This window comes from Moraxella catarrhalis (genome assembly GCF_001632285.1).
In the GTDB taxonomy this organism is placed as follows: domain Bacteria; phylum Pseudomonadota; class Gammaproteobacteria; order Pseudomonadales; family Moraxellaceae; genus Moraxella; species Moraxella catarrhalis.
Genome location: NZ_LWAH01000014.1, coordinates 52,544 through 67,881 on the forward strand (window position 1 = coordinate 52,544; position 15,338 = coordinate 67,881).

Below are 15,338 nucleotides of genomic sequence, written 5' to 3' on the forward strand. Positions count from 1 at the left end.
TTAAGATGTGGAAAAAACCACATCTTAAACTTTGTATAGTATCGCAGTCAAATTTTAAGTAACTGACAGATGATGCCATAATGGTCTTCAAACATCTGTACCGCATTTAATTCGGATAAAGGTAGCCAAAAGGCACGATTTGCGTCATCACCAGCTTGGACATCAGGTAGGGTTTGCTGCTTTGGTAGCTCAAAATAATACACCATCGTCACCGTACGAGCTCTTTGGCTGCGTTTGGGTGCATCAAACAAAGTTGCTGTTATCAGACTGTTTTTGAGCAAGCTGATATCTAGATTTGTTTCTTCGTGAACTTCACGCAAACATGCTTGATAAAAATCTTCATTGGTATCCACAAAACCGCCGGGTAAAGCGTACAGTCCTTGCCCATATTCACCGCCACGCTCAATAAGCAAAATATGCCCCGATTGCACAATCAGTGCATCGCTGGTGATGAAGTTGGGTGGATAAGGTGCTGTCTGCCAAGCTGCTTGATAGGCTTGAATGTGCTGATACTCTTGCTTGAGGCGATGGTAAGCTTTGGTATGCTCAAAAGCTGTTAAAAATTCAACACAAGCTTTAGTCAGTTGGCTAAAGCTTGCCTGTTTTTTGGCACTATCATCACCAAAATATGCTTCTCTGATTGGTGTTGCTGATATGTATTCAAAATTTTTGACCATAAATGTCTTATATTGAGGAAAAAGTGCCAGATAATACGAACTTTCATCCTTGTCATGCCCAATAATACCAATGCGTTCATTGGGTGTATTGGCTGTGATGCTGACAATGGTATTTTGAACTTCAATGAGCCATTTATTATCATTATAAGTGGCGTCATTGATACCAAGACAGTGAATGCGTTCACGATTTTTTTTGTCAAAACTGTTTAAAATCATTGCTTGTCGCTCATTGGGATGAAATGGATTTTTAATCGTGCGAGGAGAATTTGCTGAACCCATCAAAACAATCACTTGCCGTGCGTGTGCTAATGCCTGCGTGATGACATAATGATGACCTTGGTGAAAAGGTTCAAAGCGTCCGATAAAAATCAGATAGTCAAACTGTTGCGATGAATGCATGGTTTTATCCAAGAATTGTCAAGAATTTAAAAAATTTGGGTTGATAAAGTTAAGTTATGTTACCATATAAATTGATGTTAGCATACAAGCCAAAAAAGATATTGGTCGTTTAAGCTTGCAGGCTGTTTGCATTCTCATCTGACAAATACGCACCATAACCACAGCCAAATGATTTGCTAAAAAGCCAAAAAGTTTCATAAAACACAATAAATTAAACCAATTAAACAAAAGAGAGTTGCCATGAGTGAAGCATTAACCAGTAATATCAAAATTACCGAACCCGCCCAAGAGTATTTAGCTGATTTGCTTGCCAAGCAAGAAGAAGAGGGGATTGGTGTGCGTATTTTTGTGGAACATGCAGGCACGCCCCGTGCTGAATGTTGCATGAGCTATTGCCATGCTGATGAAATCGATGACCAAGATTTGCACATTGATTATGCCAAGTTTACCGCTCATATTGATGCTGATAGCATTCCTTATTTGCATGATGCGGTGATTGATTATAATAAAGACCGATTCGGTGGTCAGTTGACTTTTCGTGCGCCCAATTCCAAAGTTCCGCAAGTGGGCGAAAATGCCAGCATTGAAGAGCGTATTAATTATGTGCTGCAATCAGAGATTAACCCCAATCTTGCCAGCCATGGTGGTTCGGTAGATTTGTTGGAGGTGATTGAAGATGAAGCAGGATTAACAGCCGTTTTGAAATTTGGCGGCGGTTGCCAAGGGTGTTCGGCGGTTGATGTGACTTTACGCCAAGGGGTGGAAGTGCAGTTAAAACAACAAATCCCAGAGCTTACCCAAGTGGTAGACGATACCGACCACAGTATCTCAGATCATGCTTATTACAAATAATTTTTTGGCTATTGTTGGTTTGGCTATTGTTTGATAGAGCCAATCAAATAGATTATTGTTAATTAGTTTATCATGATAATAAAACCCCTTTTTTAGCTTATGGCATTTAAAAAGGGGTTTTTAAGAAGATTGATTTATGTCAATGATACGGTGCGTTTTTTAATGGTTTGATACTCTGCGATGCTTAATCGTGGTCCAAACTGACCCACCACAGCTGCCGCCACAGCCGACGCCAAGCGTCCACAATTTGGCAAATCAAGATTTTGCGATAAACCATATAAAAAAGCACCTGCGTAATTATCACCTGCACCATTGGTATCGATGACTTGACTGACAACACAGCTATCAATGTGATGCTCGATAATGCCATCATCGATGCGACAGGCAATGGTGGTTGGTTTATCTGAATTGGTAATGACCACCAAGTCACTGTATTTTAATAGTGTATTGACAGGATCGGCATCACCATCTGCATCGGCAAACAATGCCGCTTCCTCAGCATTACAAAATATCGCATCTACACCACGGTTTAAGATGGCACTTAACCCTTCTTTGGCAAATTTTACCACAGCAGGATCAGCAAAGCTCACCGCAACTTTAGCACCAGTTTTGCGTGCATGCTCGTACAGCTGGCTTAGTGCATCAGTGGCTGAAGGTGACATGGCAAGATACCCTTCTAAATACAGCCATTTTGCGTCTTTGAGTGTCTGAAAATTAATATTGTCAGTATTAATTTCACTGCTTGTACCCAAATGCGTTTGCATGGTGCGTTCTGCATCTGGTGTGACCAATACCACACAAGAGCCTGTTGTCCCATCTGCTTGCACAGCGTAGGTGGCATCGGTTGCAACGCCCAAATTGGCTAAATCACCCAAATAAAAATCACCCATATCATCACCACCAACACGGCAATGATAATAAGCACGACCGCCCAGTGCGGCAAACGCCACCATGCTATTGGCTGCTGAGCCGCCACCTGCTTGTTTGGCAGGTTTTAGGTTTTGTTCATTTAGGGCGGCAAACAGCATATTTTGACCATTGGTATCTACTAAGGTCATATTGCCACGAGCCAAACCTGTGGCATCTAAAGCGGCATCGGATAGGGTGAATTCGGTGTCAACCAAGGCATTACCAATAGCAACGACATCATACATAAAACAGTCTCTTTGATGATTAATTTAACGATGAAATTTAACGATGAAATTTAACGATGAAATGATTTTAATTTAACCGATATGGATGATGGATATCGGTTATGTTTTAGATTTGGCTGGTTAATCTTTGGTTATTAATCTTCGGTTAATTGTACAACCAATAAATCGCTGTCAATATCTGGCAAAATACTATCTGCGGTCGCTCCAGCAATCCAAGCTGATAAGCCAGTTCGCTTATGACGACCAATTACGACCAAGTCCACTGCATGAGCTTGGCAATAGTCAACAATACCTTTACGCCCTGAAATGGCGGTTTTGATATTAATATGATGTGCCTGTAAATGATTGCGTGCTAGCACATCGGCCAAGCGTATGCGAGCCGTTTGGCAGCGTTCATCATCAATGTGTTCGTGCAAGGCTGATGCAGGAATCAGCTCATAACCAAAACCAAGCATGGTTTCTTCGACAATATGTAGCACCGAGAGCTGTGCTTGTGGCTGCAGATCCAAAATCCATTTGGCCTTTTGAGCGACCAAATCGGTATCATCTTTTAGGTCGGTTACGAGTAATACATGCTGATACATCACTTTCTCCTGAGTTTGCCAAGTTGTTTGATTAATTTTAGTATATCAAAAGCCTTGTCATAAATCATCTTGGATTTGATAAAAAGCCAAATTGATTGATGAGTTTAATTTTGGTTAAGAATTTTGATTAATCTGGTATCTCAAATAACATGGATCATCAAACGCCATCAGCCAATCTTATTTTCTCATCGCATTAAAAATTAATCTGATGAAATGATGATGTCTTTAAAAGTGTGTTAAAATGAAAATTGGTTAAAATTTTGGACAGTTTTATGACGACACTTCATTCAAGTTTTGAGTTAATTGACAAGCGTAGCATTGAAGCACTTGACATCACAGTTTTGACATCACGCCATCGTTTAACTGGCGCGACTCATTATCATTTGGCGTGCGATAACAGTGAAAATGCATTAATGATTGGCTTTGCAACTCAGCCGATGACTTCTCGTGGTGAGGCACATATTTTAGAACATGTTGTGCTGTGCGGTTCTCAAAAATATCCTGTGCGTGACCCATTTTTTAGTATGATTAAGCGTTCTTTGAACACTTTTATGAATGCCATGACAGCAAGCGACTGGACAGTTTACCCATTTGCCAGTCAAAATAAAAAAGATTTTTTTAATTTATTGTCTGTTTATTTAGATGCGGTATTTTTCCCCAATATTCATCCGCTTGATTTTGCCCAAGAAGGCGTTCGAGTTGAGATTAATCAAGATAACCAGCCTGAGTATCATGGCATTGTCTTTAATGAAATGAAAGGGGCGATGAGCGGCGAGATTGATCAGCTGTATTATGCCTTGATGCCACATTTATTCCCAACGACCACTTATCATTATAATTCTGGTGGCGACCCTGCTCAGATTCCAAAGATGACGCATGAGGATTTGGTGGCATTTCACCAGACGCATTATCATCCAAGCAATGCCATTATCATGAGTTTTGGTAATATTGCCGTTGATGAAATTCAAGCTAAAATTCATGACGAGGCTTTGTCGCATTTTGATGATATTCAAAAACCTGCACAAGGCAAAAAGTTCACTGGCGTCATTGAAAAGCCGTTAAGCCAGCCGATTCAGGTGTATGATACATACAGTGCAGATAGTGATGATAAACAGATGACCCATCATGTTTTGGCATGGCTTTTGCCAACCATTACCGACCCACGCCTACGCCTATCACTGCGGCTGATGGAGGGTGTGTTAGCTGAACACAGTGGTTCGCCTTTGCGCGCATATTTAGAAAGTCATCCGCTGGCAGTTGCACCCAGTCCCTTGCTTGGGCTGGATGATAGCCATTACCAAATGGTATTTTATGCAGGGGTGCGTGGCTCAGAGCCTGAACACGCCGAAGCGTTAGAAAAGGGGATTTTGGCACTATTAAACCAAATTGCAGACAACCCAATTTCCCAAGAAGTCATTGAAACCATTTTGCATCAAATTGAAATTGATCAGCGTCATATTGGTGGTGACAGTATGCCGTATGGACTGACCTTGATGCTAGAGGCATTTAGCACCGCAGTTCATGGCGGTAATCCCTTAGATGTTTGGCAGATTGATGAGCATTTGGCATGGCTAAAACAACAGGCAGGTGAACCAAATTGGCTACAAAATTTGATTCGCCAATATTTGATTGACAATCCGCACCGTGTACGCTTAACCTTATCTGCTGATACCAAAAAAGCGGCTCGATTGGTTGATGAGGAAAATCAAGCACTGGCAACGCTTGATACCACGCTTAGTGATGATGATAAACAAAATCTGCTCACACAAGCCGCTCAATTAAAAGCTCGGCAAGCAGCCCCTGATGATGTGAGTCTTTTGCCAAAAGTTGGACTTGAGGATATTCCAAGTGAGGTGGCATTTACCAAGGGCATCAAAACAACCTTAAGCTTGGATGGTGAAACTTATCCAGTGCATTTGTATCATACAGGCACCAATGGATTATATTATTATCAAGTCATCACACCGCTGACCGATAAGGTGGCAGATGAGGTGATTAATAACCCGCTGCTGCCGCTGTATTTGACATTGTTATCGGAAGTGGGAACAAACAACTACGATGCCCGTACTTTTCAGGCGGTGCAAGCATCGCATTCATCTGGCGTAACCGCTCGTATCAGTCAACGGACACAATTAACCGACAAAGAGTCTTTGAGCAGTTATTTTGTGGTTGCCACCCGTGCCTTGAATCGTAAACTTGAAGCCATTGAGCTGGTCAGTGAGGTGATGAATGAGACTGTATTTAGCGAAACAGACCGTATCCGAGAACTGTTACAACAAAAACAAAGTAGCTGGCAGGCTCGTTTGGCAAGTGCAGGGCATGCTTACGCCATGCAAACCGCTTCTTCTCGGATGAGCCACCAAGCACGCATTGAGTATGCTTATTCAGGATTGCCTGCGTTGGTAGCACTCAAATCATTTTTGGCATCAGCACAAGCCGATGACAGCCTATGGGATACCTTATGCCATCGACTCAGTGAGTTGCACCAAACTTTAATAAGCTTGCCAAAACAGGTATTGCTTGTTTGTGAAGAGCAGGTAAGTCCAGATTTATTGGATGAAATCTCAAAACATATCAGCACCAAAAAAACACCTGCACCAAGTCAAAAAGTATCTCAAAAGCTGGTTTTTGATACACTCGATGAGCTGTTATGCCAACAGGATGAACCAAAAACCGCATGGCTCATCTCAAGCAATGTCTATTATAATGCAGCTGCTTATCAAGCAACAACATCAGAGCATGAAGATACGCCTGCTTTAATGGTGCTTGCCCCATTTTTAAGAAATGGTTATTTGCATGGTGCTATTCGTGAAAAAGGCGGTGCTTATGGTAGCGGTGCCAGTTTTGATAGCAATGCTGCTGCATTTCGGTTTTATAGCTACCGTGATCCGCATTGTGCCAAGACTTTTGCACATTTTGACAAAAGTATCGATTGGCTTTTGCAGACAAAGCATGATACTGAGCAATTGCATGAGGCAATTTTAGGGATTATTGCAGGTATGGATAAACCAGGCTCACCTGCGGGTGAAGCGGTCAAGTCATGTTTTAATGAGCTACATCATCGTGATAAGGCATGGCAACAAAATCTGCGTGCCAAAATTTTGGCAGTCAGTATTGATGATTTAAAGTATGTGGCTCAAAAATATCTTAAAAATAAGCCAAGTCATCAAGCGGTACTTGCCCCCATTGAACAAGAATTGGCACTCATCGATATGGGCTTTAAGATTAAAAAATTAAGCTAAACTGCCAAAAGTATTTGGTCGTTTTTAGACCCCACGCCCCAAAGATTGGGCGTGGGGTTGTCTATTTATTTAAGGTTTTGGTTTAAAAAAATAGTATCTTACCAGCTACCACCGCACCCCAATGCTCTGAGCACAGGCATAACCACTTGCCCACGCCCAAGTAAAGTTATAGCCGCCAAGCTGTCCTGCCACATCAAGCACCTCGCCGATAAAATACAGATTTGGCTGTCGGCGTGATTCCATGGTTTTTCCTGAGATATCATGCGTATCAACACCGCCCAAAGTCACCTCTGCGACACGATAGCCTTCGGTGCCACTGGGTTTAAGGTGCCAAGCATTTAACTGCTGACCAATGTGATGCATGGTTTCATCTTTTAAATTGGCAAGTTCAATATTTTGATAAGCTTGCCAGAACAATTGTTCAAATCCACTGATGAGTTTTTTGGGCAATAAGGCTGCTAGAGCAGTTCGCAGTAATTGCTTGGGGTGTATTCGCTTTGCATCTAATAGATACTGATACACATCTTGGGTGGGGACTAGGTTGATGGTAATTTGCTCGCCTGCTTGCCAGTGATTTGATAATTGTAATATGGCAGGGCCTGATAAACCACGATGTGTAAATAATATCGGTAAATCAAACGATGCTTTGTCATTATAAGCAATCACATCAAGACTTAACCCTGCTAATGATTTTATCATCTCACCGACTTTATCGGTGAAAGTAAAAGGGACTAGTCCTGCACGAGTTGGAATAATTTGATGTCCAAACTGCGTGGCAACTTGATAGCCAAAACCACTTGCACCCAGTGTTGGAATTGATAGCCCGCCTGTTGCTATGACTAAAGCGTGTGCTTGAATGACTTTGATGCGATTATCAGGTTGAGATTTGACAGTGACCAAAAAATGAGTATCAGTTGCTTGAATATCTTGGACGGTTGTTTTTAGATGAATATCAACCCCTGCCATGTGGCATTCGTTTAGTAGCATTGATAAAATGTCTTTGGCACTGTTTTTACAAAATAGCTGACCATGTTCACGCTCTTGATGGGCAATGTGATGGCGGTTGACCAAATCAATAAAATCTTCTGGCTGATATTTTGATAGGGCAGATTTGACAAAATGCGGATTTTGACTGATAAAATGGCATGGTTCAACTTGTTTATTAACGAAATTACAACGACCGCCACCTGACATAAGAATTTTTTTGCCCGCTTTATTGGCGTGATCAATAATGAGTACCGATTTGCCATATGCCGCCGTATTAAAAGCACAAAACAGCCCCGATGCCCCTGCGCCGATAATAAGAGTGTCTACACTGATGCTCACAAAAACTCACCGCCGGATCAATAAAATAAAAAGATGGCTTATGGTAGCATTTTTGGGTTTTAAAATCACGAGTTGAAATCAGCTAAATTCAGCAAAACCATAGCAAATCACCCAAAAATTCGGTATCATAATACAAATTTATCAAAAACCAAGCTGCATGAGTTTAAATCCACAATCTCGGTCAATTAAAACCCCCTCGGTATTTAATTTACCTAATAATCTAACCATCGCACGCATTGTGATGATTCCTCTATTTGTTGCGATTGCCTATTGGCCACCTGCACTTGGCATTGGCGTGCCTGCGATTCCTGATAATGCCATCGCACGCTTGGGCATGATGGGCTATAGCGACAGTATGCTGCGACATCTGATCTTGACATTGCTGTTTATTTTGGCGGCAGTCACAGACTGGCTGGATGGTTATTTGGCTCGGCGTATGAATATCACATCAGCGTTTGGGCGATTTTTGGATCCTGTGGCAGATAAACTGATGGTGGCAGCTGCGTTAATTGTCCTTGTGCAGTGGCATCCAAATATTGTGATGGCGACGAGTGCCATTGTGATTATTTCACGCGAGATTGCGGTATCGGCATTGCGGGAATGGATGGCGGAGCTTGGTGCACGCACGAGCGTGGCGGTGTCTTATGTGGGGAAATTAAAGACCACTTTTCAGATGATTGCCATTACGGTATTTTTGCTTAATTGGCAATCGCTTGAGATGATCGGCTATGTGCTGATGGTCATTGCGGTCATTTTGACGCTTTGGTCGATGATGATTTATCTAAAAGCTGCTTGGCCATATCTTAAGCAGCCATAAAAAAGCCGTCTTAAAAACGGCTTTAGCAAATAAATTAAATTAAGGATGTATCAGATCAATCAGTGCAATAATGCAAAAATAATTGGCACACACAGCTAATGAATGCGTTTATTGGTGGGATTTTGATGGCTTGTGGCATAGTCATTAAGCCAATATTAAGCAGTTTTTGGCTTAAAAATAGTGGCATCACAACGCCTTTGGCTGGTCCTTTGCTTACTATAGCCAAATGTTAAGGCGATTGTAAGCGAGCTAATTGCTCAGAGCGATGCCAACCATATAATCCGACAAAGGCATTGATTTGATAAATCACGGTTTGAATGGCAAAAATGGTATTACCTGTCATAAGATTAATAATCAGCCAAACCGCATTAACCACAATCCATAGCCACCAATTTAAGGAATAGCGTAAAATCATCATCGTTTGTGCGGTAATTGACAAGACAAATGCCAAGACATTAATCCAAAAAAAGTCAATTCGCCCCAAAAATCGACTGCCGTCATTTTCAACCACCACATAGCCCATATTCGCAAGCCATGTATTGACCGTTGGGAATAATAACAGCCCCAAAACAATGAAACATATGGTGATGAGCCAAACATACTTTCCTGCAGACTTTGGAATCATATCGCCATCAGCACCAGTATGGTTTGACCAGTATTTAACGCCATAGACATGTGTAAAAAAATTAAATAACGGTGCAAGCATGAGACCAACGGCACCTGATGTACCTTGTACGATGACCTCACCTGCTGTGGCAACCATACCAAGTCCATTGCCTGTGATATTTTTGCGAAAAGACAAACTTACCACACAGACCAAGCCGATGATTGAGATGACAAAATAAAACCAATCCAAATGCGTGTGAGCTGTTGTGGTCCAAAATCCAGTAAATAGTGCAATAAATCCGCAAACAAACCAAAGTAGCACCCAGCTTGTTGTCCAATCTTTTTTACCAAAGCCTGTGATGTTATCTAAAATATCAATTTTCATCAGATTTTCCCTAATTAATTGTCATGAATTTTTGTAAAATGATTAAAAATATGATTGTCTATCAAGCTTAATGCTTGTAGATAGCGTTTGTGATAGTCGGTGTCATTAATGATATGATGACCAATATCATATCGTGCCAAAATCTCAAGCAGTTTATTGGCGAACAAACTGCGTTGATGATCATCACCAAGCCTACGCATGCCATCAGCGACCCAAGCAACATTATTATCTAAATAAATCGTAAAATCCAATCGCATTTGTTTAGCAAATTCTGCGACAAGCGGATGCGTTCGCCCTTCATAAATTTCACAAAATGCCTGCGTTGTTGCAAAATCAGTATCAATCAGTGTAACAGCAGAGCTGGCAGTGGTACGAGCGGTTTCGATAGCGTTGGCGTGATTGATGGCAATGGATGCGTAGTCGCTGTATTGAAGGGCAAGTTCGCTACCGCCGAGATGGGAGTGTGTGTATAATCGACCCATTTCAGGTGCGATGCTGGCACCATAATAATTGGCAAGTTTTTGTACTAAGGTAGTTTTCCCTGAGCTTTCGCCACCAACAATACAAACCGTTTGGGTATAAAAATAGCGGCAGACGGCAGACAGTTGATAAAAATAAGCCAATGGATTGTTTTGTACCAATTCATCATCATAATTTGAGGCATGGCCGTATTTGGGTAATGTCAATTCAAATGGATGTAAAGTATCTTTATGTGATGATTTAATGCCAAGCATTGTCGTATGAGCGGTAATATTGAGTGCTTGGCAAATGGCTAAAAATTGATGTTTGGTCAACTGCGTATTGTTTCGATAATCAAATGACATATCAGGTAAAGCCAAACTACCAAAGGTATGAATTTTAATAAAACCAAATGATTGACAAGCCATCTGAACCCAACGCACCGCATCAGCAAGTGTTGGCGTGCGACCACGGGGCAGAGGTGCATGGTTGGGCGTTTGAATGATGATGTGTAGTGTCTTTGACAATCCTGCAGCATGATTAATATCGGCAAGCATGCTAAGCGTGAGCGGTGCAAAATCCCCAATTAAAATCAAGTGGTCTGGTTGCATTATCATATCCTTGGTATGTTATTTTGTCATCATCATTGGGCAAAATCAGACTGCATCAAAAGCTGCCTTGCCCAAATATCAATTGATGCACTTATCATATCAATGTCTTTTCTAGATTGTGTCATGCTGTGTAAACTTTTTATGCTACTTGGTAACCAAATTCTATGAATGGCTTGAAATTGTCGGTAAAATAACCATTATTTATTTATCATTAGATTTATTTAACTGATTAACTGATAAATTAAGTTTAATAAAATAGGTCAAGTACCTGCCAAGATGGCTTTTTTAGCCCTTCACTCACAATGATAAACTATGGGGAAATTTATGCCAAGACTGATAAAATTACACCGCTCAAAAAACCATCGTATGATTGCAGGCGTGATGGGTGGTATTGCTGAATATTTAGGGTGGTCGCCTAACATGGTGCGTATTGCATTTGTGATTATCTCAAGTTTATCGGCCGCTGTACCAGGAATTTTGATTTATTTGGTGCTTTGGCTAATTATGCCAAATGCAACACCAAATTCTTATGCTACGAATTTGGTTCAATATGACCGTAAGTCGCTGTAATTTTGATTTAAGGTTGAATTGATTGTTATGATTGAAAGCCATGCAAATGGCTAAAATCAATGATTTTACCCTTATTTACCCAACTTTGATAACGATAAACTTGATAACGACAAAAACTCAAAAACTGATAGAAAAAATACCCAGTATTTAGTAAAATAGGTTTCATTTGTGACAGTTTTAGGATTTATATGGATTCGGGTGAGACCTTGACTTTTCAAGCACTGATTTTAACGCTGCAAAATTATTGGGCATCTCGTGGCTGTGTGGTGCTGCAGCCTTATGATATGGAAGTGGGGGCTGGGACATTTCACACCGCCACTTTTTTGCGTGCCTTAACCCCCGAGCGTTGGAATGCAGCTTATGTTCAGCCATCTCGCCGTCCAACCGATGGGCGTTATGGTGATAATCCCAATCGCTTACAACACTATTACCAATTTCAAGTGGTGTTAAAGCCCAATCCTGCCAACATTCAAGAGCTGTATTTAGGCTCTTTAAAAGCCATTGGCATTGATACGCTGACCCATGATGTCCGCTTTGTTGAAGACAATTGGGAGAGTCCAACGCTTGGGGCGTGGGGGCTTGGCTGGGAAGTATGGCTAAATGGCATGGAAGTTACCCAGTTTACCTATTTTCAGCAGGTTGGTGGCATTGAGTGCTTCCCTGTTACAGGTGAAATTACCTATGGGCTTGAGCGCCTTGCCATGTATATCCAAGGCGTGGACAGTGTGTATGATTTGGTGTGGGCAGATGGTGAATTTGGGCGTGTGACTTATGGTGATGTGTTCCATCAAAATGAAGTGGAGCAATCCGCCTATAATTTTGAACATGCCAATGCGGCTAAATTGTTTGAATTATTTGATTTTTATGAAGAGCAAGCAGATAAGTTGGTTGCGGTCAATTTACCCTTGCCTGCTTATGAGATGGTGTTAAAAGCCAGTCATGCCTTTAACCTGCTTGACGCTCGTGGGGCGATTAGCGTTACCGAACGCCAACGCTTTATCTTGCGTGTACGCACACTGGCCCGCAAAGTGGCAATCAGCTATACCGAAGCTCGGGCAAAATTGGGCTTTCCTTTGGCAGATGATGCCCATAAGGCAGAAGCGTTGGAGAAGTGGTTGCCAAAAGAACCAAAAATTATCTTATGATACAGTGAATATTGTAAATACAGTCAATCCAAGCTGTATACCTGAATAAGGCAAATGAATTGATAGATAAAGCCGTCCAGATTTTTTGGGTGGCTTGATTTTTTAGCTCATAAAATGTGTTAAAATGAGTGTAAATTTTTGACTAATTTGGCAATTGATTATTGTAAACTTTGCCGCCTTATGGGGCAAAAAAAGGCTGATTTATGACCACGATTTTATTTGAACTTGGCACCGAAGAGTTGCCACCAAAAAACCTAAAAACACTGCGTGATGCCCTTAAAAATAGCGTTGGCACTTTACTAAATGATCAAAATATCAGCTTTGATGATATTCATGCCTTTGCCGCACCACGCCGTTTGGCACTTACTATTACAGGTGTGGGCGAGTTTCAGCCTGACCGTATCGAAACTAAAAAAGGTCCAAGTGTTAAGGCGGCATTTGATGACGCAGGTAATTTAACGCGTGCAGGGCAAGGATTTTTGCAAGGTTTAAATGCCACTGGGCGAAATCTTAGCGTCAAAGATTTGGGGCGTATTGCTGATAAAAAAGGCGAATACATCGCTTATGATTTGACCATTAAAGGCGAAAAAATCACCGATTTAATGCCAAATATCTTACAAAAAGCGCTTGATGATTTGCCAATTGCTAAGCGTATGCGTTCTGGCATCGATCGCCATGAGTTCATACGGCCTGTTCATTGGATTGTCTTGATGTCAGATGATGTTGTAATTGAGGCGACCATTCAAGGCCATAAAACAGGCAACCAAAGCCGTGGTCATCGCTATCATTCACCTGATTTTTTTGCCATTGATCATGCCGATCATTATGAAAATTTACTTAAAAACCATCATGTCATTGCTGATTTTGATCAGCGTCAAGCCGATATTTTAGCACAAGTCAAAACATTGGCTGATGATGTGAATGGCACGGCAATCATGCCTCAAGAATTGCTTGATGAGGTCACAGCTTTGGTGGATTTGCCCGTTGCGTTAAGAGCAAGCTTTCCTGAGCGATTTTTAGCCGTTCCTCAAGAAGCCCTTATCAGCACCATGCAGGCTGACCAAAAGTATTTTTGCTTGACCGATCAAGCAGGCAAGCTGATGCCGCATTTTATTTTTATCAGTAATATCAACTCTAAAGATTCTGCTCAGATTATTACGGGTAATGAAAAAGTTGTTCGTCCTCGTCTGTCAGATGCAGAGTTTTTTTTCTTACAAGATCAAAAACAGCCACTGTTTGAGCTGAACCATCATCTAAAAACTCAGATTTTTCAAGATAAGCTTGGTACATTGTGGGAAAAATCTGAGCGTATTGCAAATTTGGCCGCCCATATTGCAGATCAGATAGGTGCTAATACCGATGCAGCGTATCGAGCTGGATTGTTATCCAAATGCGATTTGGCGAGTAGATTGGTGGGTGAATTCCCCGAATTGCAAGGCATTGCGGGTACTTACTATGCACGCCTAAATGATGAGCCTGATGTGGTGGCAGATGCCATCGAAGAACAATATTTACCAAAATTTAGTGGTGATAAGCTGCCTGCCACTCATGTGGGTGTTGCACTTGCATTGGCAGATCGTTTGGATACGCTGGTGGGCATTTTTGGGATTGGTGAAATACCCAGTGGCTCTAAAGACCCATTTAGCTTACGCCGTGCGTCTATTGGGATTTTGCGTATTTTAATTGAAAAACGCCTGCGTGTGAGCCTATCTCATCTGGTTAAACAAGCCTTAATGGGCTATGGCGATATACTTGAAAATATCGATCAGACCCTAACAGAAGTCATGGAATTTATCAATGCGCGCTATCGGGCGATGTACAGTGAGCAGGGCGTCTTGGTGGATACGATTCAGGCGGTGCAGGCGGTGCAGACAGATGTGCCGATGGATTTTGATGAGCGTATCCAAGCGGTAACAGCATTTCGATTGTTGCCACAAGCGGCTATTTTGGCCGAAAATAATAAGCGTGTGGCAAATATTTTGGCAAAAGCTGGTACTGTGCAAGGTGATGTAACGCCCCAAAATCTGATTGAACCTGCTGAGCAGGCACTGTATCAGGCGATCGAATCTGCCAAAGTCAGCGTTCAGCCCTTGCATAATCATGGCGATTACCAAGGCATTTTGACGACCCTTGTGAGCTTATCGGAGCCTTTGACGCAGTTTTTTGATCATGTCATGGTGAATGCTGATGATGAAACTTTAAAACAGAATCGTTTGGCACTGCTTAGCCAAGTGCGTAAGCTTTTTTTGAGTGTGGCGGATATTGGGCTGCTTCAATCGTAAAAAATCAATGACAAATGCCCAATTATTGAGTATAATAGTCAACCTTGGTGACGTGGCTGAGTGGTCGAAAGCGCACGCCTGGAAAGTGTGTATATGTTAATAGCGTATCGAGGGTTCGAATCCCTCCGTCACCGCCAAACTCTTAAAAATACTCTTATTTCATAGAGTATCAAGCAGTATCAGACAGTATCAAAAATTATATAGAACCCTTACAATGCCTAGCTTGTAA

General features: G+C 41.6%; 12 protein-coding genes and 1 tRNA gene. 7 read left to right on the forward strand and 6 right to left on the reverse strand.

The window, feature by feature from the left end; genetic code table 11:
• Nucleotides 1-47: 47 nt before the first annotated feature.
• Nucleotides 48-1,076 carry a bifunctional nicotinamide-nucleotide adenylyltransferase/Nudix hydroxylase gene (locus A4U55_RS05465; protein WP_063454105.1) on the reverse strand — a complete coding sequence of 343 codons (1,029 nt, stop codon included), beginning with the start codon at nucleotides 1,074-1,076 and terminating at the stop codon, nucleotides 48-50.
• 240 nt (nucleotides 1,077-1,316) lie between these two features.
• On the opposite strand from A4U55_RS05465, the gene nfuA reads away from it, so the two are divergent.
• Nucleotides 1,317-1,928, forward strand: coding sequence for a Fe-S biogenesis protein NfuA (gene nfuA, locus A4U55_RS05470; protein WP_003657076.1), 612 nt, complete (start codon nucleotides 1,317-1,319; stop codon nucleotides 1,926-1,928).
• Nucleotides 1,929-2,062: 134 nt separating this feature from the next.
• Here the strand turns inward: nfuA and A4U55_RS05475 are convergent, their stop codons facing one another.
• Nucleotides 2,063-3,082, reverse strand: coding sequence for an adenosine kinase (locus tag A4U55_RS05475; protein ID WP_063454106.1), 1,020 nt, complete (start codon nucleotides 3,080-3,082; stop codon nucleotides 2,063-2,065).
• Nucleotides 3,083-3,216: 134 nt separating this feature from the next.
• Complete coding sequence (locus A4U55_RS05480; RefSeq protein WP_003658675.1) at nucleotides 3,217-3,666, reverse strand: universal stress protein; 450 nt, start codon at nucleotides 3,664-3,666, stop codon at nucleotides 3,217-3,219.
• Between the two features lie 272 nt (nucleotides 3,667-3,938).
• On the opposite strand from A4U55_RS05480, the gene A4U55_RS05485 reads away from it, so the two are divergent.
• Nucleotides 3,939-6,908 carry an insulinase family protein gene (locus A4U55_RS05485; protein WP_063454107.1) on the forward strand — a complete coding sequence of 990 codons (2,970 nt, stop codon included), beginning with the start codon at nucleotides 3,939-3,941 and terminating at the stop codon, nucleotides 6,906-6,908.
• 105 nt (nucleotides 6,909-7,013) lie between these two features.
• On the opposite strand, the gene A4U55_RS05490 is transcribed toward A4U55_RS05485, so the two are convergent.
• Nucleotides 7,014-8,234 (reverse strand): BaiN/RdsA family NAD(P)/FAD-dependent oxidoreductase, encoded by a 1,221-nt coding sequence (locus A4U55_RS05490; RefSeq protein ID WP_063454108.1) that lies wholly within the window; start codon nucleotides 8,232-8,234, stop codon nucleotides 7,014-7,016.
• Between the two features lie 157 nt (nucleotides 8,235-8,391).
• Between A4U55_RS05490 and pgsA the strand changes: the two genes are divergently transcribed.
• Entirely contained in the window at nucleotides 8,392-9,051 is a 660-nt protein-coding gene (pgsA, locus tag A4U55_RS05495; RefSeq protein WP_003657069.1) for a CDP-diacylglycerol--glycerol-3-phosphate 3-phosphatidyltransferase, read from the forward strand.
• A 229-nt stretch (nucleotides 9,052-9,280) separates the two neighbouring features.
• On the opposite strand, the gene pnuC is transcribed toward pgsA, so the two are convergent.
• Both pnuC and nadR read right to left on the reverse strand, forming a co-directional pair.
• Nucleotides 9,281-10,042 carry a nicotinamide riboside transporter PnuC gene (gene pnuC / locus A4U55_RS05500; protein WP_063454109.1) on the reverse strand — a complete coding sequence of 254 codons (762 nt, stop codon included), beginning with the start codon at nucleotides 10,040-10,042 and terminating at the stop codon, nucleotides 9,281-9,283.
• 14 nt (nucleotides 10,043-10,056) lie between these two features.
• Nucleotides 10,057-11,112: a multifunctional transcriptional regulator/nicotinamide-nucleotide adenylyltransferase/ribosylnicotinamide kinase NadR gene (gene nadR / locus A4U55_RS05505; protein WP_063454110.1), complete on the reverse strand. Its 1,056-nt coding sequence runs from the start codon at nucleotides 11,110-11,112 to the stop codon at nucleotides 10,057-10,059.
• 324 nt (nucleotides 11,113-11,436) lie between these two features.
• Between nadR and A4U55_RS05510 the strand changes: the two genes are divergently transcribed.
• From A4U55_RS05510 to A4U55_RS05525, 4 genes are all read left to right on the forward strand, one after another.
• Nucleotides 11,437-11,682, forward strand: a complete 246-nt coding sequence (locus A4U55_RS05510; protein ID WP_003657061.1) for a PspC domain-containing protein — start codon at nucleotides 11,437-11,439, stop codon at nucleotides 11,680-11,682.
• 188 nt (nucleotides 11,683-11,870) lie between these two features.
• Complete coding sequence (gene glyQ, locus A4U55_RS05515) at nucleotides 11,871-12,827, forward strand: glycine--tRNA ligase subunit alpha (RefSeq protein ID WP_063454111.1); 957 nt, start codon at nucleotides 11,871-11,873, stop codon at nucleotides 12,825-12,827.
• A gap of 203 nt (nucleotides 12,828-13,030) precedes the next feature.
• Entirely contained in the window at nucleotides 13,031-15,109 is a 2,079-nt protein-coding gene (gene glyS / locus A4U55_RS05520) for a glycine--tRNA ligase subunit beta (RefSeq protein ID WP_038519031.1), read from the forward strand.
• Between the two features lie 46 nt (nucleotides 15,110-15,155).
• A tRNA-Ser gene (locus tag A4U55_RS05525) sits at nucleotides 15,156-15,246 on the forward strand.
• Nucleotides 15,247-15,338 lie beyond the last annotated feature (92 nt).